The sequence below is a fragment of the Gramella sp. MT6 genome (assembly GCF_019357415.1).
Lineage (GTDB): Bacteria > Bacteroidota > Bacteroidia > Flavobacteriales > Flavobacteriaceae > Christiangramia.
The window spans coordinates 1-20,891 of the sequence record NZ_CP048410.1; the positions used below are offsets into that span (position 1 = coordinate 1).

At 37.9% G+C, this 20,891-nt stretch carries 19 protein-coding genes; 14 read left to right on the forward strand and 5 right to left on the reverse strand.

Annotated elements, in window-relative coordinates; translation table 11 throughout:
- Genes dnaA through G3I01_RS00015 form a run of 3 tightly spaced genes read left to right on the forward strand, consistent with a single transcriptional unit; the run spans position 1 to position 2,631 of the window.
- Entirely contained in the window at positions 1–1,428 is a 1,428-nt protein-coding gene (gene dnaA, locus G3I01_RS00005; RefSeq protein ID WP_219549966.1) for a chromosomal replication initiator protein DnaA, read from the forward strand.
- 10 nt (positions 1,429–1,438) lie between these two features.
- Positions 1,439–1,906, forward strand: coding sequence for a low molecular weight protein-tyrosine-phosphatase (locus tag G3I01_RS00010; protein WP_219549968.1), 468 nt, complete (start codon positions 1,439–1,441; stop codon positions 1,904–1,906).
- The gene (locus G3I01_RS00015) at positions 1,903–2,631 is read left to right on the forward strand and encodes an SAM-dependent methyltransferase (protein WP_219549970.1); all 729 of its coding nucleotides are present in this window, start codon (positions 1,903–1,905) and stop codon (positions 2,629–2,631) included. The genes G3I01_RS00010 and G3I01_RS00015 overlap by 4 nt, the downstream gene beginning before the upstream one ends.
- Here the strand turns inward: G3I01_RS00015 and G3I01_RS00020 are convergent.
- From G3I01_RS00020 to dapF, 4 genes are all read right to left on the reverse strand, one after another.
- Positions 2,628–3,296 carry a DUF2184 domain-containing protein gene (locus tag G3I01_RS00020; RefSeq protein ID WP_219549972.1) on the reverse strand — a complete coding sequence of 223 codons (669 nt, stop codon included), beginning with the start codon at positions 3,294–3,296 and terminating at the stop codon, positions 2,628–2,630. The two genes, G3I01_RS00015 and G3I01_RS00020, sit on opposite strands and share 4 nt — an antisense overlap.
- A gap of 196 nt (positions 3,297–3,492) precedes the next feature.
- Positions 3,493–4,536: an endolytic transglycosylase MltG gene (gene mltG / locus G3I01_RS00025; protein WP_219549974.1), complete on the reverse strand. Its 1,044-nt coding sequence runs from the start codon at positions 4,534–4,536 to the stop codon at positions 3,493–3,495.
- Positions 4,526–5,056, reverse strand: coding sequence for a GNAT family N-acetyltransferase (locus G3I01_RS00030; protein ID WP_219549976.1), 531 nt, complete (start codon positions 5,054–5,056; stop codon positions 4,526–4,528). The genes mltG and G3I01_RS00030 overlap by 11 nt, the downstream gene beginning before the upstream one ends.
- Complete coding sequence (gene dapF, locus G3I01_RS00035; protein WP_219549978.1) at positions 5,050–5,835, reverse strand: diaminopimelate epimerase; 786 nt, start codon at positions 5,833–5,835, stop codon at positions 5,050–5,052. The genes G3I01_RS00030 and dapF overlap by 7 nt, the downstream gene beginning before the upstream one ends.
- Before the next feature lie 135 nt (positions 5,836–5,970).
- On the opposite strand from dapF, the gene G3I01_RS00040 reads away from it, so the two are divergent.
- The 7 genes from G3I01_RS00040 (at position 5,971) to G3I01_RS00070 (ending at position 15,365) form a co-directional block, all read left to right on the forward strand.
- Positions 5,971–7,374, forward strand: coding sequence for a trypsin-like peptidase domain-containing protein (locus tag G3I01_RS00040; RefSeq protein WP_219549980.1), 1,404 nt, complete (start codon positions 5,971–5,973; stop codon positions 7,372–7,374).
- Between the two features lie 122 nt (positions 7,375–7,496).
- Positions 7,497–8,945 carry a glyceraldehyde-3-phosphate dehydrogenase gene (locus tag G3I01_RS00045; RefSeq protein WP_219549982.1) on the forward strand — a complete coding sequence of 483 codons (1,449 nt, stop codon included), beginning with the start codon at positions 7,497–7,499 and terminating at the stop codon, positions 8,943–8,945.
- A 198-nt stretch (positions 8,946–9,143) separates the two neighbouring features.
- The gene (locus G3I01_RS00050) at positions 9,144–9,737 is read left to right on the forward strand and encodes a hypothetical protein (RefSeq protein ID WP_219549984.1); all 594 of its coding nucleotides are present in this window, start codon (positions 9,144–9,146) and stop codon (positions 9,735–9,737) included.
- Between the two features lie 39 nt (positions 9,738–9,776).
- Positions 9,777–10,457, forward strand: coding sequence for a tRNA (guanosine(37)-N1)-methyltransferase TrmD (gene trmD, locus G3I01_RS00055; protein WP_219549986.1), 681 nt, complete (start codon positions 9,777–9,779; stop codon positions 10,455–10,457).
- Positions 10,458–10,575: 118 nt separating this feature from the next.
- Positions 10,576–10,932: a 50S ribosomal protein L19 gene (gene rplS, locus G3I01_RS00060; RefSeq protein WP_108172245.1), complete on the forward strand. Its 357-nt coding sequence runs from the start codon at positions 10,576–10,578 to the stop codon at positions 10,930–10,932.
- A 233-nt stretch (positions 10,933–11,165) separates the two neighbouring features.
- On the forward strand, positions 11,166–12,566 hold the full coding sequence (locus G3I01_RS00065; RefSeq protein ID WP_219549988.1) for a S8 family serine peptidase: 1,401 nt from the start codon (positions 11,166–11,168) through the stop codon (positions 12,564–12,566).
- Between the two features lie 570 nt (positions 12,567–13,136).
- Positions 13,137–15,365: an NADP-dependent isocitrate dehydrogenase gene (locus G3I01_RS00070; protein WP_219549990.1), complete on the forward strand. Its 2,229-nt coding sequence runs from the start codon at positions 13,137–13,139 to the stop codon at positions 15,363–15,365.
- A 51-nt stretch (positions 15,366–15,416) separates the two neighbouring features.
- On the opposite strand, the gene G3I01_RS00075 is transcribed toward G3I01_RS00070, so the two are convergent.
- On the reverse strand, positions 15,417–16,034 hold the full coding sequence (locus G3I01_RS00075) for a DEAD/DEAH box helicase (RefSeq protein WP_219549992.1): 618 nt from the start codon (positions 16,032–16,034) through the stop codon (positions 15,417–15,419).
- A 178-nt stretch (positions 16,035–16,212) separates the two neighbouring features.
- On the opposite strand from G3I01_RS00075, the gene G3I01_RS00080 reads away from it, so the two are divergent.
- From G3I01_RS00080 to G3I01_RS00095, 4 genes are read left to right on the forward strand one after another with little or no spacing between them, the layout of a single operon-like run.
- The gene (locus tag G3I01_RS00080; RefSeq protein WP_219549994.1) at positions 16,213–17,439 is read left to right on the forward strand and encodes a multidrug effflux MFS transporter; all 1,227 of its coding nucleotides are present in this window, start codon (positions 16,213–16,215) and stop codon (positions 17,437–17,439) included.
- A 43-nt stretch (positions 17,440–17,482) separates the two neighbouring features.
- The gene (locus tag G3I01_RS00085) at positions 17,483–19,858 is read left to right on the forward strand and encodes a TonB-dependent receptor (protein ID WP_257710665.1); all 2,376 of its coding nucleotides are present in this window, start codon (positions 17,483–17,485) and stop codon (positions 19,856–19,858) included.
- Positions 19,859–20,668: a DUF4249 domain-containing protein gene (locus tag G3I01_RS00090; protein ID WP_219549996.1), complete on the forward strand. Its 810-nt coding sequence runs from the start codon at positions 19,859–19,861 to the stop codon at positions 20,666–20,668.
- The gene (locus G3I01_RS00095) at positions 20,668–20,889 is read left to right on the forward strand and encodes a DUF6095 family protein (protein WP_219549998.1); all 222 of its coding nucleotides are present in this window, start codon (positions 20,668–20,670) and stop codon (positions 20,887–20,889) included. Before G3I01_RS00090 ends, G3I01_RS00095 begins: the two co-directional genes overlap by 1 nt.
- Positions 20,890–20,891: the final 2 nt, after the last annotated feature.

A 20,891-nucleotide genomic window follows, 5' to 3' on the forward strand; every position in this document is an offset into this window, starting at 1 on the left:
ATGTCAAAAACTGCGCAATCGGTTTGGAATAACTGTCTGTCATTTATTCAGGATAACATTACCCCTCAAGCTTACAAAACCTGGTTTGAACCTATCCAAGCAGTGAAACTTACAGATTGTGCCTTAAGTATACAGGTACCTTCTAAGTTTTTCTACGAATGGTTAGAGGAGCACTATGTAAAGCTTCTAAAAGTTTCATTGACTCGTGAACTTGGAGATAAAGCTAAACTGGTATACGTGATCAAGATGGAGAATACTTACGGTAACAAACTACCTTTTACCGAAAAGATCCCCAGCACTCAAAGGTCCCATATGGCTTCACAGGAAGTTGACGTTCCAATCAAGAATAAAAGTCCAGAGCTGAAAAACCCTTTTATCATTCCAGGAATAAGGAATGTTAAGATCGAATCTCAGCTTAATCCTAATTATAATTTCGAGAATTTCCTGGAAGGTGAATCCAACCGGCTGGCAAGATCAGCAGGGCTGGCTGTAGCAAACAAGCCCGGAGGAACATCATTCAACCCACTATTGATCTTTGGTGGTGTTGGACTAGGTAAAACACATTTGGCGCATGCTATAGGTGTTGAAATAAAAGACAAATACCCAGAAAAAACAGTTCTTTATATTTCTGCGGAAAAATTCACGCAACAGTATATTGAATCTGTAAAGAAAAATAACCGTAACGATTTTATTCATTTTTACCAGATCATAGATGTACTGGTGGTAGATGATATTCAGTTACTATCTGGTAAGGCAGGAACACAGGATGTATTTTTCCACATCTTCAACCACTTACATCAGAATGGAAAACAGGTTATCCTAACCAGTGACAAGGCTCCGGTTGATATGCAGGACATCGAACAACGCCTGCTCTCAAGATTTAAATGGGGACTTTCAGCCGAACTTCAACATCCAGATTTCGAAACACGTGTTTCTATCATCAAGAGCAAACTGTACCGCGATGGTGTTGAAATGCCTGAAGATATTGTTGAATTCCTTGCAAACAACATCAAAACTAACATCAGGGAACTTGAAGGAGCTATTATTTCACTTATCGCTCATTCTTCTTTCAATAAGAAAGATATAACCCTGGAACTTGCTAAAAAGATTGTTGATAACTACGTTAAGAATACTAAACGTGAAGTATCTATAGATTATATCCAGAAAGTTGTAAGCGATTATTTCCAGATGGATGTAGATACCCTTCAATCTAAGACCAGAAAGAGACATATTGTACAGGCCAGGCAGATCGCCATGTTCTTTGCAAAGAAGTTTACAAAAGCATCTTTAGCCAGTATTGGGTCTCAAATTGGAAGTCGCGATCATGCTACTGTGTTGCATGCATGTAAAACGGTAGATAACCTTGCTTCTACAGATAAGCAATTCAAAAAATTTGTTGAAGACCTCAACAAGAAGCTCACATTATAAAATATTATTTATGAAAACCAGGGTATTGATGGTGTGCCTCGGCAATATTTGCAGATCACCACTGGCCGAAGGTATTCTTAAATCCAAAGTAGATCCAAACAAAGTATTCGTAGATTCTGCGGGTACTGGTAGCTGGCATATTGGTTCTGAACCAGACAGAAGATCTATTGCCACTGCAAAAAGATATGGATTGGATATTACCGATCAAAGAGGTAGGCAATTCTCTGAAGACGACTTTGAAGATTTTGACCATATATTCGCCATGGATAACTCTAATTTTAAGGATATCATGTCTATGGCAAAAACAGATGAAGATCGACAAAAAGTGCATTTGATCCTTGAGGAGATATTTCCTTCAGAAAATGTAGATGTACCAGATCCATATCACGGAGGAGAACAGGGCTTTGAAAATGTATATCAAATGCTTAATGAAGCCTGCGAGGAAATTGCGAAGAAATTGAATAACGGTACCTTATGAATTCAAAAAATCAGGAATATGGCAAACTTTATCTAATTCCTGTTAACCTGGGTGAGTCCAATCCCGATAAGGTTTTTCCTCCCCTTAATAAAATTATCATCGAAGGAATAAATGATTTCATCGTTGAAAATGAAAAATCTGCCAGAAGGTTCATCAAACAAATATTACCGGAAAAATCACAACCAGATCTTAGGCTTCATGGCCTAAATAAATTCACCGAAGCTTCAGATATTCCAGGATTTCTGGACGCCGCTAAAGAAGGAAGAAATATAGGTCTTTTAAGTGAAGCTGGATGCCCTGGAGTAGCAGACCCGGGTGCAGAGGTTGTTAAACTGGCACATCGATTCAATATTCAGGTGGTTCCTTTAATTGGACCCTCCTCTATCCTTTTAGCCATGATGGCTAGCGGGATGAACGGGCAGAGCTTTACCTTTCACGGCTACCTCCCAATAGATAAAAAGGAACGGAAGAACGAGATTAAGCAACTGGAACGTATTTCCCTTGAGCGTAATCAGGCCCAGATATTTATTGAGACGCCTTATCGTAATGAGAAATTCCTGGAAGACCTTATTCAGAATCTTCATCCGGCCACCAGAATTTGTGTAGCATGTGACCTTACCCTGGAAACAGAATTCATCAGGACCGCCACTACTTCAGAATGGAAAAATATTAAAGCCGACCTTCATAAAAGACCGGCTATATTTATTATTCAAAAAGATATTTAGACCGATATTTTGTCGAAGTCTACCCTGGCATTCTTTTCAGTTTTTACAAAGGAAGTATCATAACCACCAAAACGCTTCATATAGGTTTTGATCGTTGTCCCAAATGCATCGCTGAAAGCCTGAGCTCCCCAACTACGAAGATATTTCTTCACACTACCAGGCCCGGCTAAATGGGCTGCAGCCAAAATACCAGACTCGGTAATTTCAACCCCATTGATAGTCTTGCCAACAAAACGCTTGATATCTCTTTGCAAAATCCATTTATTCCTCGAAGCATTCGCATAGAATGCCGCTTCTTGCAAAGCAGGAGAATTAAGGAATCCAACAGTATCATAAATACCAACAAGTTTTAAAGTCCCCTTTCCAAACTGGTATTTACCAAGATAACCGTATTCGTTAATGCTTTTGTAATCTCCTCGTGATTCTTTAAAAGCCAGAGCCTCTTTAAAACCAACATAGGATTTACCAAGATACGGTGAAGTGTGAGAGATTTCGAATTCTGGAATTATCTCATCCCGCAGGTCTGGCACTGTGTAATTCAGGTCCAGATCGTAAGTGGAATAATTTTCCAGATCCAGTTTTGCAGCATCTTTAGTTGAAAAACTAAAAAAAATGGAGCCCGCTGCAAGAGGCAAGATTGAAAATTTTGCAATTTTCTTTCTCATTACTTTGGTTTTTGAAAGGTTACTGGCAAACCTATATCATAAGTTATGCCCCTTTCATATTCGCCCGGCAAATGTATAACAAATTTTAATAATTTGACTTACAGGCTGTTAAAGGTATTATAAAGTTCAGAAGCCTTTAATAAAACTATAACTCTCAAGGAATCAAAAACTTAAAGAATCCTAAATAAAACCTTTTTTATCTTTTTATTCCCTGTTTATTGATCCAGCGTATATATTCCTGCTTATTTCGATTATGCTGCGCCAGGTTTTTAGCGAATTTATGATAGCCGAAATTTTCCACATCGGCCACAAAATAGTAGAAATCATGGTCCTCATAATTCAGCACTGCATCTATAGAAGAAATATCTGGCATCCAGATAGGTCCGGGAGGAATTTGCCTGTATTTATAAGTATTATAAGGCGATTCCAGCTCAAGATCTTTATAAAGAACCCTTTTAATGATAGTATCAAAATTCCCGGTGGTTTCTTTTATGGCATATATCACAGTAGGATCGGCATCCAGTTTCCAGCCATTTTTATATCGATTCATATACACACCAGCTACCTTAGGACGTTCGTCCACTTTGGCAGTTTCCTTTTGAACAATGGAAGCCAGAGTTATCACTTCTTTCGGGGATAATCCAATTTGTTCAGCCTTTTTTAATCTTTCTTCATTCCAGAATCTATCGTATTCCTTTTTCATTCTACTCCGGAATTCTTCTGCTGAAGTATTCCAGTAAAACTCATATTGATTAGGAATGTACATCCCTAAAGCCGTTTTATCATTAAGGTCATTTTCTGAAAGAAATTCAGAATCTTTGAATGTTTTAAGCAAAGAGACACTGTCTGCTTCGATCTGCTCAGAGATCCTTCCAGCAAGATTCTCAAGTCGCTCCTGGTTATTAAAAATAACCTTCACCGGTTTATTCCCACTTCTCAAGGTGTTCACCAATTCGTTATTATTCATGCCCTTTTTCAGAAAATATCTTCCCGGCCTTACATTATCTGCATATCCCTTCTTTTGCGCCACCAGGCTAAAAGACTCCAGGTCCTTAACAAACGGTTTTAATGAATCAATTACTGTCTGGAAATTAGCATTTGAAGGAATATAAACGACTTCTTCTTTTGCTTCAAAACTCGTATTGGAAGAAAATATACTGTTATAGATGTAATAACCGAAGATCCCAAAAGCTATCATCCCAAGAATGGCGACAGCTAAAATTATTTTTTTAATGTACATTATTTATCAATTGATAGAGCCATTCATCCTTATATTTTCCGTTGAACAGCGTCCAGTCTTTTTTTAAACCTACTTTTCTAAATCCGTTATTTTCAAATATCCGCATACTTTCTTCATTACTGGAAGCAACATTCGCGTATACCTGATGAAGGCCCAAATGGGTAAAACAATAGTCGCAAAGCAAGGCTAAACTTTCTGATCCAAAACCTTTTTTCCGATCTTTTTTATCAGCTATCAAAATCCCTATGGCTGCCCTTTTATCTCTAGGTTCAAGATCATAAACATCAATTAAACCTATGGGACGGCCACTTTTGGTGCAAATTACCAGTCTTAGTTGCTTAATATCGTAGATATCACGATGGGCGTTTTCTATATATTGCCTTATCAGGAATTTTGAATAGGGCGCCTGAGTAGAACTAATTTCCCAAAAATTTTCATCGTTTTCTATCTTATGAACAAAATCAAGGTCTTCAGGCTCCAGTGCTCTTAAATATACTTTTTGTCCCTGTAGTGTTAACATACGATTTCGCCTTTAAAAACCTGTTCTGCCGGTCCGGATAGCCAGACGTCAGAATAGCCATTTTCAGACTTCTTAAAACTAACACTTAGGTCTCCTCCCAGGGTTATTAGACTTACCTTTTCTGAAGTTGTCTTGCCAGCTTCGTATGCCGCTATAGCAACAGCAGTCACCCCGGTTCCACAGGAAAGAGTTTCATCCTCTACTCCCCTTTCATAAGTTCTAACGGAAAATGATTTATCAGAAACTGGCTCTACGAAATTCACATTAGTACCTGCCTTGCCATATCGTTCGGAATACCTTATCGCAGCTCCATCTTTCTTTATATCCCTTAAGCCTATATTTTCTGAGAATATCACATGATGTGGAGAACCAGTATCGAGAAAAAGAAATTCATCATGACTAGAAATTTTGGCAACATCCTGCATTTTTAAACTAACTATCCCATTTTTTACAGTAGCCTCGTGAGCACCATCTACAGCTGTAAATCTGGCAGTATTTTCAATGATACCGAGGAATCTGGCAAACGCCACAAGGCACCTTCCTCCATTACCACACATACTGCTTTCATTCCCATCAGCATTGAAATAGACCATTTTGAAATCGTCCACGTCATTGTCCGGTTTTTCCAGCAGGATCAGGCCGTCAGCCCCTATTCCGAATTTACGGTCACACAGACGATTTATCAATTTGGTATCATTTTTGGATACTATAAGTTCCCGATTATCGATCATTACGAAATCGTTACCCGTACCCTGATATTTATAGAATGTCAGCTTCATAAGTCATTTTGAAAGTGGCACAAATATACAATTTTGAACAGGAATTCGGGGTTGTTAAATGGTCGTTAAATTTAGGGTTTGACCATAATAATTAGAGAACCATAAAAGTTTAATTCAAAATAATAAAAGCCGAAAATGAAAAAAATAGCAACATTACTATTTGTTTCCATCCTTGGAGGCGTTCTAACCTTAGGAAGCTACAAGATCTTCTTTGATGAAGATACCGTTCAGTTTCTGCCCCAGGATAATTCAAATCAAAATTCATTCATCCCGGTAACCAATAATAATCGTGCATATGGCACGAATGCTGACTTTACCGAAGCTGCAGAGAAAACTGTTCATGCAGTAGTTCATGTTAAGAACGTAGCAGTTTTTAAAAATGGACCACGAAGTATCTGGGAATATTATCCTTATAATAACAATGGAGGAAGAGCTTTGCAGGGAGCAGGCTCAGGTGTTATCATTACTCCAGATGGATACATAGTTACGAATAACCATGTAATAGATGGTGCCAGCGAGATCGAAGTTACCCTTAATAATAACAAAACTTATAAAGCTGAGCTAATAGGAAGCGATCCAATTTCAGATATCGCCCTGATAAAGGTGGATGCTGATGATGAACTGGATTATATCCCTTTCGGAAATTCAGATAACACACAATTAGGAGAATGGGTCCTTGCCGTTGGTAACCCCTTCAATTTAAAATCTACGGTGACTGCAGGGATCATAAGTGCAAAAGCCAGAGACCTTAACATGAGAGATAATTCTCCTCAGTCTTTTATCCAAACCGATGCGGCGATCAATCCAGGTAACAGTGGTGGAGCCCTGGTTAATATCAATGGTGAACTTATAGGGATAAATACCGCCATTAGCTCCCCAAGTGGAAGTTATATTGGGTATGCATTTGCAGTACCATCTAATAATGCCAGAAAGATCGTTGAAGACATCATGGAATTTGGTGATGTTCAGCAAGGAATATTAGGTATTCGTGGAACCAGTATTAATAATGATATCATAAGAGAATTCGACCTTTCCACGACCCAGGGAGTTATAGTTGCTGAAGTTACCCCTGGCAGTGGCGCTGAAAAATCAGGAATTCGTCAAAAGGATATCATTAAGAAAATAGATAATATCGAGATCAACAAATTCTCAGATCTAACCGGTTATATCAATTCTAAAAGACCCGGGGATAAAGTGCTGGTTAAATTGATGCGGGACGGGAAAGAAAGAGAAGTAGACGTTCTGCTTACCAAACTGGACACATATCCTATTCCGGCTTTAGGTATCGAGGTTGCGAATGCTTCACCCGAAGAGCTTGAAGCATATAAGGCTCCGAACGGAGTAAGAATTAACCGGATGTTAACTGAAGACTTGCCATCGGCAGACCTCGTAGGCGGAATAATTTCAGAAATCAATGGACAGAAAGTCTCTTCGGTTAGAGATGTTGAAGAGATCATGCAAAGTCGTACCAGGGCCAATCCAATAGTGATCGTTTTTTACACTAAGCAAGGAGAAAAACAGCGTATGATCTGGAAATAATTTCCAAGATCACAGCATTAACCAACCCTTCCTACCTGGAAGGGTTTTTTATTAAGAAAAGTTTTTACGAAAACGTTTGAAATATATACTTTTGCCGGAAATTTATAACAACATAACTCAACATGGACTTTAATAAAGTTTACGAAAAAGAACTTTCTTTCCAGGCAGATCGCCGTAAAGCTACCGTAGAATTCATAAACATTGTGAGCGACCTTTGGTATGATAAATCTATAGAACTGGTACTTTTCAGAAATCAACTAATAAATAGAAATGTTAGTGATATTCTGGATCTGCACGAATATGCCGGAGAATTTGTAGGTAAACCAATTTCTATCTTCGATTCGGTTGAAATTGCCAAAGCCATCCAGGACCTTAATCTTCCACCGGCAAAACTTGACATTGGTAAACTTACTTACGAATTTCATTCGGATGGACAGCCTCATAGCAATGCCATGGCGTTTGTTTCGAACAAACTAAATGATGCAAAAGAAACCGAAACCGTAACTCCTAAAGATGTAGTTCTTTATGGATTTGGAAGAATAGGCCGGTTGGTTGCACGAGAATTAATGACCAGAACAGGTAAAGGAAACCAGCTTAGATTAAGGGCAATTGTTACCCGTGGAAAAGTGGATGGTAGCGTTTTAGAAAAAAGAGCTTCTCTTTTAAAAAGCGATTCTGTTCACGGTCCTTTCAGCGGAACGGTGAATATTGATGAAAAAAATTCTGCATTGATCGTCAACGGTACAACAGTCCATATGATCTCAGCAAATCAACCGGAAGATATAGACTACACAAAATACGGTATTAAGGATGCCCTTATTATTGATAATACGGGTGCTTTTAGAGATAAAGAGGCCCTTAGCAGGCATCTTGTTTCAAAAGGCGCAGCTAAAGTTCTGCTTACAGCTCCGGGAAAAGGAGTACCAAATATTGTTCATGGAGTTAATCAGAAAGAACACAATCCAGATGAGATCGATATTTTTTCAGCAGCTTCCTGCACTACCAATGCGATCACACCGGTATTAAAAGCGATCCAGAATTCCCTGGGTGTTGTGCATGGGCATCTTGAAACTATTCACGCTTATACCAATGACCAGAATCTGGTAGATAATATGCATAGTAAGTACAGGAGAGGCCGTGCTGCGGGACTTAATATGGTAATCACTGAAACAGGAGCTGGAAAAGCAGTTTCAAAAGCTTTGCCGGTTTTTGAAGGTAAACTTACCTCCAACGCGATTAGAGTTCCTGTTCCTAATGGTTCTTTGGCCATCCTTAATCTTGAGGTGGAAAAAGATACTAACCTGGATGATGTTAATAAGATACTTAAGAAATACGCGCTGGAAGGTGAACTAGTAGAACAAATTCAATATTCTGTAGATAACGAATTGGTATCTTCAGACATTATTGGTTCTTCTGCTCCTGCGATCTATGATAGTAACGCGACGATCGTTTCTGCAGACGGGAAAAATGTGATCCTGTATATATGGTATGATAACGAATATGGCTATAGCCATCAGGTGATAAGACTTGCAAAATATATCGCCAAGGTAAGACGATATACTTATTATTAGTATCATATAATTTTTGCAAAAAAGACCCCGCCATTGTCGGGGTTTTTTTATTTTTGCACCACTTAAAAAACATTAAAAAACTGATTCAAAACAATTTAAAATTCAAAAGAAGCGAATCCTTTCCCGAAAATCTGAAATATACTAATCTACCTATTCGCTCGTTGTTTTTTTATGAACCAAAAATCAATCCCCAAAGAAATGAGTAACAAATTTTACATTGTAGCTGCTTTTGTTATTGCTAGTGTATTTCAGATGAATGCCCAGACAGATAGCCTTAAAACCGAGACCCCGATCCAGGACGAATTTTCCGCATTAATCCAGGAATCTAACAACTACCAGGGCTATAAGGTTGTGGATTATGACAAGTTGATCGAATTAAGAAATACCACCAGAAACTACATTACAGAGTTAAAGGAAGAGATCATTGTACATAAGAATACTTTAGATCAACAAAAAGAAGAAATTTCCAAGCTTAAAAGTGAGTTGGAGTCTACGAAGGAAGATCTCAAAAGAGTTTCTGAAGAAAAAGATGCTTTAATGTTCCTGGGGATGCCTTTTAGTAAAGGTGGATATAAAGGAATGATGTGGGGAATCGTTGCGGCGCTGGTAGCAATTCTTCTTATCCTTTTCTTTAGATATAAAAGTTCTAATGCTGCCACCAAAGACGCTCAGCAAAAGCTCGACGAGACCGAGAAGGAATTTGACGCATACAGAACCAAAGCTTTGGAAAAAGAACAACGTCTTGGCAGAATGCTTCAGGATGAACGCAACAAAGCCAGCGGAACTTCTTAAACACATTTCAGTCTCAAAAATCAAATACAAACCCTACGCATGCGCATAGATATAATTACGGTAGTACCAGATATCCTTAAAAGTCCTTTCGAAGCCTCAATACTTCAGAGAGCAATAAAGAAAGGTCTTGTAGAGATCCATTTACATAATCTCAGGGATTATACTACAGATAATTATAAGCAGGTTGATGATTATCAATTTGGTGGTGGCGCAGGAATGGTAATGATGATAGAGCCTATAGACAAGTGTATCTCTAAGCTAAAATCTGAAAGAGAATATCAGGAGGTTATATATATGACTCCTGATGGAGAACGACTTCAGCAAAAAATGGCGAACAGGCTTTCTATGCATGAGAATATTATTATTCTTTGTGGACATTATAAAGGTGTAGACCAGAGAGTAAGAGACCAGTTCATTACCAAAGAGATCTCTATTGGGGATTATGTGCTTTCTGGAGGTGAACTTGGAGCGGCAGTTCTTTGTGATTCTATTATCAGGCTTATCCCGGGAGTACTGGGAAATGAAACCTCTGCCCTTACCGACTCTTTCCAGGATAATCTACTGGCTCCACCGGTATATACACGTCCCGCAGAATATAAAGGCTGGGAAGTGCCAGAGATACTCACCTCAGGAAATTTCCCGAAGATAGAAGCCTGGAGAGAAAATGAGGCATATGAGAGAACCAAACGCCTTAGACCAGACCTTTTAGAAGAAGACTAATTTTTTCTACAACAGGCTTGTAGAATAATATAAATTGATTAATTTTGCACTCATTCTAGAATAACCTCTGGCGATAACCGTGAATGTTGTTTTGGATTTTACTTTTAAAAAAATAAAGATGGAATCGTTAGTAAAATACGTTCAGGACGAATTCGTAGAAAGAAAAGATCTACCAGAATTTGCAGCAGGTGATACGATCACTGTGTATTACGAAATTAAAGAGGGACAGAAGACAAGAACTCAGTTCTTTAGAGGTGTCGTAATTCAGAAAAGAGGAACAGGCGCTTCTCAAACTTTCACTATTAGAAAGATGAGTGGTACTGTAGGAGTGGAAAGAATTTTCCCAGTAAATCTTCCTGCCATCCAGAAGATCGAGATCAACAAGAAAGGTAAAGTTAGAAGAGCTAGAATTTTCTACTTTAGAGGTCTTACCGGTAAGAAAGCCCGTATTAAAGAAGCGATTAGAAAATCATAATTCTTTAAGACAGATATATAAGAGCCCCGAACTTTCGGGGCTTTTTTTATGCCCTATTTTTTAGACCGCTTGATAAAGTAGAATAGATCTGTCACTCTTTTAACAATTGTTTTAACTCCATACTAACAAATACTGCCATTATTAAAATTAGATACTAAATTTTAACATTTAACTTCCCGTTAACTTTTTAAATAAACCTATTTTCCGCCTTCAAAAATTAACTAAATACATTTATGAGAAAATCGATTACTGAATTTTGGAAACTGTTTGCGGCAGTATTTATTATGGGAGCTGTTTTTACCTCCTGTGAAAAAGAAGAAAATCCAATTCAAAATGAAGAACAGGTATCTACAGAATTAAAAGAACCACCTTTCAAAAATTACCTTGTGATTAACAATTTAAATTCTGGTTCTACAAAGGCTGCAGAAAGTTACCTTAAAAGCGTAAAAGGGGTTAAAATAATTAATAGTACTCCTGAAATAGGAATTACTGTGATTAGTGCTAAAGATTTAAAGTTATTAAAGAAAGCTGAATCTGAAGACCTTACCATAGTTCCTGATTATGAAATAAAATGGATTCCAACTCCTGAGGTTAAGGAGCAAAGCATTGGTGATGGAGAGTATTTTTATGATATCGACTATCTATGGGGAATGGATGCTATTAGCGCTCCAGAAGCATGGGAGCTTGGATTCACTGGGAAAGGTGCTAGTGTTTATGTTCTTGATTCTGGTATAGACCCAGATCATAGTGACCTTGCGCCTAATGTAAACTCAGAACTATCTATTTCTTTTATCCCGGGTGAAAGTTGGATCGTAGGGGAAAACGTAGGCTTTAACCATGGAACTCATGTTGCCGGAACCATTGCAGCGGCAGATACAGATTATGGTATAATTGGTGTTGCTCCTGGAGCTGAGTTAGTCGCTGTAAAAGTATTAAGCGAAGTAACTGGAAGTGGCCCTTTTAGCGCGATAAACAACGGACTTGTTTATGCCGGTTTAAATGGTGCCGATGTAGTAAACATGAGTTTAGGTGCAACTCTACAGAAGAATGGAACTCTTACCGATGCTGATGGAAATGAATTCCATATTCCAGCAGTAAACATCCAGGCTGTTATCCAGGCTCAACAAAGAGCTGTAGACTTTGCTGTTAGTAGAGGAACTACCGTTATTGCTTCAGCCGGTAACGATTATTTAAATTTTGACGGACTTCAATCTTATGTAAAACTTCCAGGAAGCTTAAATAATGTGATCACTGTTTCAGCTACAGCTACGCAGGCATATTATCCAGGTGTACCATATACTGGTTCTTATGATATTCCTTCAAGCTATACCAACTACGGTAGATCTTTGATCGATGTTGCTGCTCCAGGAGGAGATTTTGATGCACCTACATATGGAGCTGACGGTATCTTGAGCGCCGGAAATAATAATTCTTTTTACTGGAGTTCCGGTACTAGTATGGCTGCACCTCATGTTTCTGGCGTTGCTGCACTTGTTATCGCTAAAAACGGTAAAATGAATCCAATGGATCTACAGAAGCATTTAGAAAATACCTCAGATAAAGTTGATGGCAATGGTCAAAGTCTTTATTTAGGTAAGGGACGAATCAACGCCTTAAGAGCTGTTACCGAATAATTTTTAACTATTACTAACCTAGAAAAGCCCCGAAAATCCGGGGCTTTTTTTATGGTTAAAATTCACTGAAATATTCCTGATTAAAATGTTAAAAACCTTCAATTAAAAATCGTTTATTCTTATCTTTAAAAGTGAAAATTCGGCGGAATTAAAATGACAAAAGAATTTTTAGTGATGACGATTTTCCTGTAAAGCAAGTTCTTTACATATAGTTTTTACCTTCTATATAACATCAATATTTTGTACCTACAAAATCAGTTTGAAAGGTAAAAGCGAAATTGATTCGGTTTTAATTCCTTTAAAATTGAATCTTATTTGGAACAGCATCCATAAAAAGCTTAAAATGCTTTATATCATCAGAGTGATAAAAAGCTGTTCCATTTGAAGCCATTTCATTTTAGCAATTAAGATGAAATGGCTTTTTTATTGCATTATTTATGATTTCTTAACAGGTGAGAACCCCTTTAAACTTAGGATATAAGACCTAAATACTGTATATTGCGCGTACGATAATACCCTGGCTTTTTCCCGGGGTTTTCTTTGAATATATTTCAACCAAAAACATATAAAATGTCGCAGAAAGAAAAAATAATTTATACTAAAACTGATGAAGCTCCAATGCTGGCAACTTATTCGTTCTTGCCAATTATAGAGGCTTTCACAAAAGCTGCAGGGGTAAGTTTAGAAACCCGTGATATTTCATTAGCTGGTAGAATCCTTTCTCAGTTTCCAGATTATCTAAATGAAGATCAGAAAGTTTCAGATGATCTTGCTGAATTAGGAGAATTGGCAAAAAAGCCAGAAGCTAACATCATTAAATTACCAAATATCAGTGCTTCTATTCCTCAGCTGAAAAATGCGATCGCAGAATTACAATCTAAAGGCTTTGCCATTCCAGATTACCCGGACGAGCCTTCTAACGATAAAGAAAAAGAAATACAGGCACGCTATGATAAAGTAAAAGGTAGTGCTGTAAATCCTGTTCTTAGAGAAGGGAATTCAGACAGACGCGCTCCAAAAGCAGTTAAGAATTTCGCAAAGAAAAATCCTCACTCAATGGGTGAATGGAGCAAGGACTCTAAAACTCACGTCGCTACTATGAGCGAAGGAGATTTCAGGTCTAATGAAAAATCCATTACGCTTGCAGATGATGATACTCTTAAAATAGAATTCATTTCAGAAAGCGGCGATAAAAAGACTTTAAAAGACAATCTTAAAGTATTAAAAGGAGAAGTGGTAGATGCTACGGTAATGAGCAAAAAAGCCCTTCTGGACTTCCTTCGCAAAGAAGTGAAGGACGCAAAAGAGAAAGATGTTCTTTTCTCTCTTCATATGAAAGCCACCATGATGAAGGTTTCAGACCCTATCATTTTTGGGCATGCGGTAGAGGTTTTCTTTGAAGATGTATTTGAAAAATATGGTGCAGAACTTGAAAAAGCAGGCGCAGATCCAAACTCCGGTCTTGGAGATGTCTTAAATGCTATAGATAGCCTGCCTTCAGATAAAAAACAAGAGATCAAAGCAGCGATCGAAAAGGACCTTGAAGAAGGACCAGATATCGCGATGGTAAATTCAGATAAAGGTATAACCAATTTACATGTCCCAAGTGATATTATCATTGATGCATCTATGCCGGCAATGATTAGAACTTCTGGACAGATGTGGAATGCTGAAGGAAAAACCCAAGATACCAAGGCGGTAATTCCAGACAGCAGCTATGCAGGATTATATCAGGCAACTATTGACTTCTGTAAGAAACACGGTGCCTTTGATCCAACTACTATGGGTACTGTTCCAAACGTAGGTTTAATGGCTCAAAAAGCTGAGGAATATGGTTCTCATGATAAGACTTTTGAGATTCCCGCTAACGGAAAAGTAAAAGTGATCAATTCTAAAGGAGAAACCGTTCTTGAGCATACAGTAGAAAAAGGAGATATCTGGAGAATGTGCCAGGTAAAAGACGCACCAATCCAGGATTGGATCAAACTAGCCATTTCAAGAGCACGAGCTACTAAGATGCCGGCAGTATTCTGGCTGGATAAAAATAGAGCTCATGATGCGGAATTGATCAAGAAGGTAAATAAATATTTACCAGAGCATGATACTGAAGGTTTAGAGATCAAGATCATGGCTCCTGTAGAAGCTACTAATTATACCCTGGAAAGAGTAAAAGCAGGTAAAGACACTATTTCGGTAACCGGAAATGTGCTTAGAGATTACCTTACAGACCTCTTCCCTATTCTGGAATTAGGTACAAGTGCAAAAATGCTTTCTATTGTACCTTTGATGAATGGCGGTGGATTATTTGAAACTGGTGCTGGTGGTTCTGCTCCAAAACACGTGCAGCAATTTTTAGAGGAAGGTCACTTAAGATGGGACTCTCTTGGAGAATTCCTTGCTTTGGCCGTTTCTCTGGAACATTTAGGTAATAAATATGACAACTCGAAAGCTCTAACTCTTTCTGAAGCTTTAGATGAGGCTACTGAAAGATTCCTTAACGAAGGTAGGTCTCCATCAAGAAAAGTTAATGAACTTGATAATCGCGGAAGTCACTTCTACCTTGCATTATATTGGGCTGAAGCACTTTCTACTCAAACAAGTAATAAAGACCTGAATATCTATTTTGGAAGAATCGCGAAGATGATGGAAGATAATCAGGAAAAAATCCTTCAGGATCTTCTGGATGCTCAGGGATCACCGGTAGATATCGGAGGATATTACGAACCAGACGAAGAGCTAACCAAAAAAGCTATGCGTCCTAGTGCAAAATTAAATGAGATCCTGGCTACCGACGCCTAATCGAATTCATATTAAGTAAAAAAAGCCTCCACTAAAACGGAGGCTTTTTTATTATTTAGACATTTTTACTATCCGGGCGCGTTCCATGAAGGTATCCTTTAATCTTTCCATCTTGGGTTCCATTTTTTCAGCAAAAACCAGATACTGACATTTACTGATACTCATAGGTATTCTTACAATTTCATCTATATTTCCAGGTTTAGAAAGGAATTCAGCATCCTCAAGAATAAAAAGTTGCAATTGACCTAAATGAATACCGGTCATGGAGAATAATTTCCCCAACCTCCTTGGGGTAGCAATTACAATATCTACTCCGTAGTAGATATCGTCCTTTTGATCATCGATATTTTGCTCTTCATAAGCGCAATAAATACGCAGGTCCATTTCCCTCGTGAATTCTTTAAATTTTTGTTCAAGTTCTAAAGCAGATTCTTTATCCTTCACATAAATAAGTGCTCTGGGCGAATCCTCAAATGCTTCAGAATTCAACTTCTGGATCACACTTATGATCATCGCAGTTGTCTTTCCGCTACCTTCAGGAGCTAAACAGTAAAGATCTGCTCCACTTTTAATTTTAGGTAAGATATTTTTCTGAAATGCAGTAGGGTTTTCAAACCCTAAACGTTCAATAGCTTCCTTTAGTGGTGGATTTAATTTTTTGAACGACATAATAATTTTTCAAATTTGATGATTCCGCCTCCACTTCGAGAGTTCACAGAATTGTTCTATGCAAATGTCCGACTTTAAATTTTGATAAGCCCGCTGAAACTAAATCGAAATAGTTTAATCTTTCGTTAAACACTGCCGGAAATTAGAACATAAAAGGCGCTTTCCTGAAATTTGCAAAATGCTTCCAAATTCTGCAGAAAGAAATAAAAAACAGGAATATATTATTCTACTGGTTCTGGGGACTCTAATTGCTCTTGGTCCATTTTCTATTGATGCATACCTACCTGGATTTGATAGTATAGCCAAAGATTTCAATACGTCCATCAGCCGGATAGGCCTTACGCTTACCAGTTATTTTATTGGTATATCTTTAGGACAGCTCGCTTACGGGCCGATAATGGATAAATTCGGAAGAAAAAAACCGTTATTGATAGGTTTAGCCATCTACTTTTTATCGGCATTAAGTTGCATGTATTCTCCTAACCTTGAGTGGTTGATCGTGTCCCGGTTCTTTTTGGCCGTAGGGGCTGCAGCGGGAATGGTGGCAGCAAAAGCTATTGTTAGAGATATTTTTCCTGTACATGAAGTTGCCGGAGCCATCTCTGTATTAATGTTAATTATGGGTGGCGCACCTATAATCGCTCCTACCGTGGGAAGTTTTATTATCGACTTCTTTGGATGGGAGATGATCTTTGCATTTCTGGCCGCATTTTGCCTTTTAATGATAATAAGTGTCACCAGGTTTTTACCGGAAAGTATTGTACCAGATAAAATGGTTGATCTAAAGCCTAAACAGGTAGCCATAAAATATTTCGGAATTCTAACTCACTCAAAATTCTGGAGCTTTGCTTTGGCCGGTAGCTTTGCGATAGGTGCCATGTTCGCTTATATCTCTGATGCACCTAAACTTTTTATGGGCAATTTTGACCTTTCCCAAAAGGAATTCGGTCTTTTATTCGGGCTCAACGCGGGTGGTTTGATCTTGGGAAGTCAGGTTAACCGGCTTTTTCTAAGGAAATTTACAACACTCCAGATCACATTATTCAATAGCGTGGTCCTCGTAGTTCTATCCTCACTTTTTCTATTGAATTCTTTATTGGAATTGGGCTTCCTTGCAACTGCAACACTTTTGTTTTTAATGTTGTTCCTGTTAGGCTTTCAAAATCCGAACACTACGGCTTTATCTTTAGAACCTTTTGAAAAGAAAGCAGGGCGAGCGTCGGCATTGATCGGTAGTCTCAAAATGATCCTGGGTGCTTTCACTTCCTTCCTCATAAGTTTATTTCACACCTCAAGTTCAGTTCCGCTTGCGGTCATACTTTTAAGCTGCCTATTTATAAGCTTCCTACTATTATTCCGCTTTTCGAAAAAGGAAAAGCAACGGCTTCAGCTTAGTGAGGTTTAAACTTTTTTATTAGAATACTTAATTCTATTTTTGAAATAAAAAATTGAAGTTCCGCTATTTAGCCCTATTACTTACATTTCTTATATGTAATGGTTCCGTATTCGCTCAGCAATTATATACTTTAAATGGTGTGATTACTGACGCTTCCAGCAATGAAACCCTAATTGGTGTAAATCTTTTAGTACCCGAGGCCAACACGGGAGTGGTCACGAACGATTATGGATTTTACTCCATAAAATTGCCACAAGGTACATATGAAATTGAAATTTCATACCTGGGCTACCAAAGTGTACAGAAAACCATAGACCTGGATTCAGATAAAAAAGTAGATTTTCAATTAATCGAAGCCTCAGAAAATCTTGACGAAGTTATCATCACCAGCGATATAGAAGGTTTGAACATAAGGAAGCCAGAGATGAGTGTGAATAAACTCTCCATTGGTACCATTCAGAAATTACCTGTTGTTTTTGGTGAAGTAGATGTTGTAAAATCCCTTTTATTACTTCCGGGTGTTTCTAACGCCGGGGAAGGATCTTCTGGTTTCAATGTGCGGGGAGGCGCGGTAGATCAGAATCTTATTCTTTTGGATGAAGCTACGATCTATAACTCTTCGCATCTTTTCGGTCTGTTTTCCGTATTTAATCCCGATGCTATCAAAGACCTTAAATTATATAAAGGAGGTATTCCTGCGAAATACGGCGGAAGAGTATCATCTGTCCTGGATATTTATCAGCGTGACGGGAATAGTAAGGAATTTAAAATGCAGGGTGGAATTGGTGCAATTTCCAGCCGCTTACTTGCTGAAGGTCCCATCGTAAAAAATAAAGGTTCATTTCTTATTGGTGGACGTAGTTCTTACGCCCATTTATTCCTGAAATTAACCGATAACGAGAACTCTGCCTATTTCTATGATCTCAATACTAAACTAAGCTATAACCTGGATGACAGGAACAAACTTCTTTTATCTGGATACTTTGGAAGAGATGTTTTCAACATCAGCCAGAATTTTGAGAACACCTACGGAAATGCCGTTCTAAACCTGAGATGGAATCATATTTTCTCAGACAATATTTTCACCAACCTATCAGTAATTTATAGTGATTACTATTACGGCCTGAATTTGAATTTTGTAGGTTTCAACTGGGATAGCGGTATTAAGAACCTAAATATTAAATACGACTTCAACCATTATATCAATGATAACCTGCAGCTGAAATACGGTATGCAGAATACTTACTATGAATTCAATCCAGGAGAGATCAAACCTATCGATGAAGATTCAGGTATCAATTATTTCAAACTAACGAATAAGTATGCTTTTGAAAATGCGGTTTATCTTTCGGCAGAGCATCGATTGAGTGAGAATTTCTCTGCAGAATATGGATTGCGTCTAAGTACATTCCTGAGATTAGGACAGGATGAAATAAATGTTTATGAAAATAATAATCCCGTTGAATATGACGCCGAAAGGGATATTTACAGAGAAGCAGATATTATAGAGACTACTGAATCTTCAAAAAGTGAAGTCTTAAAGGGATACAATAATTTTGAACCTCGTATCGCCCTGGCTTATACTCTTAATGATAATCAATCTATCAAGGCCAGTTATAACAGAATGGCTCAGTACCTGCACCTTATTTCGAACACAAGTTCCCCTACTCCATTAGATGTGTGGGCTCCCAGTGGATCATTTATTAAACCACAGGTTCTGGATCAATATGCGGTGGGATATTTCAGGAATTTTAAAGAAAATGAGTACTCGCTTGAGGTAGAAGGTTTTTATAAGGATATAGATAACCGGATAGATTATATAGATGGAGCCAACCTGATCGCTAATAATGCCATTGAAAGAGTTGTTCTTAATGGTGAATCAAGAGCTTATGGTATGGAACTCCTATTAAGGAAAAATACCGGAAGACTAACCGGTTGGCTTGCTTACACACTTTCCAGGTCTGCGCAGCGCACACCTGGAAGAACACCAATCGAACCGGGAATTAATAATGGGAATTGGTATAATACCAATTATGATAAAACCCACGATCTAAGTATTACTAGTAGTTATGAGCTTAATAAAAAATGGCAATTCAATGCGAATTTCATTTTCCAAACCGGCCTGGCGACGACGTATCCAAATGCACAATATGAATATGAAGGTATCACCATTCCTGTTTACGGCGAAAGAAATGGTGATAGGTTGCCATCTTATCATCGTCTTGACCTTTCGGCAACCTACGAGCCTGGGATAAAAAAAGATAAAAAGATCGAGTCTTTCTGGACTTTCGGACTTTATAATGTGTATAACCGGCAAAATGCCTATTCTATTAGTTTCAGGGAAAATTCAGATACAGGGGTAAATGAAGCGGTAAGATTATCCCTTTTCGGAATAATACCTTCGATAACCTATAATTTTAAGTTCTAAATGAAAAAGTATATTCAATATATTCCGGTTTTCCTACTTCTCTTCTTTGCTTCTTGTGAAGAAGTAGTAGAGGTAGATCTTGAAGAAAGCGAACCAAGATTGGTTATTGAAGCTTCGATAGTCTGGTATAAAGGCACTTCAGGAAATCAGCAAAGCATAGAACTTTCAGAAACATCTCCTTTTTATGAAGAAGAGCTTACTCCGGTTGAAAATGCATCGGTCTTTATAATTTCTGAAAATGGTGATGAATTTGAATTCACCAATGAAGGAGAAGGATATTATGTAAACACAGAATTTCAGCCGGAATTAAATCAATCCTATGAATTGGAAATTAACTATGAAGGGCAACTATACCGTGCTTCAGAAACATTGATTCCGGTTTCGCCAATAGATTATGTCGAACAAACCGAATCTGGCGGATTCTCAGGTGAGGATATCGAAATCAAAGCATATTATACAGATCCTGTAGAGGAGGAAAATTATTATTTATTTAAATTCAGAAATGATGGTGTAAACCTGGAATTCTATGAAGATGAATTCACCAATGGCAACCAGATCTTTGGATATTTCTCGAATGAAGATATTGAAACGAATGACGTGATTGGGATCGAGATCCAGGGAATTTCAAAAAGATATTATGAATATCTTTTTATACTGAGATCTCAGGTAGGATCCAGCGATGGCGGTCCTTTTGAAACTATGCCGGCAACGGTAAAGGGTAATATCATTAACGAGACCAATAAAGAAAATTATCCTTTTGGTTATTTTAGATTATCTGAAGCCGATTCAACATTTTATAGCGTAGAATAATGAAACATACCAATAAAGAAGTACTTTTTAAAGGATTAAAATTTCTGGCAGGAGCCTTACCTTTAGCTTTTATAGGCCCTTCAATTCTATACAATGCTTTTAATAATCAGGGCCATCCTTGGTATATTCCCGTCTTGATCGTGGGGATATTAGCTACGATAGGCTCCATCTTTCTTATGTTCAAGGGAATTATGACCATAATGAAGGCTATGTTCGATTAAGA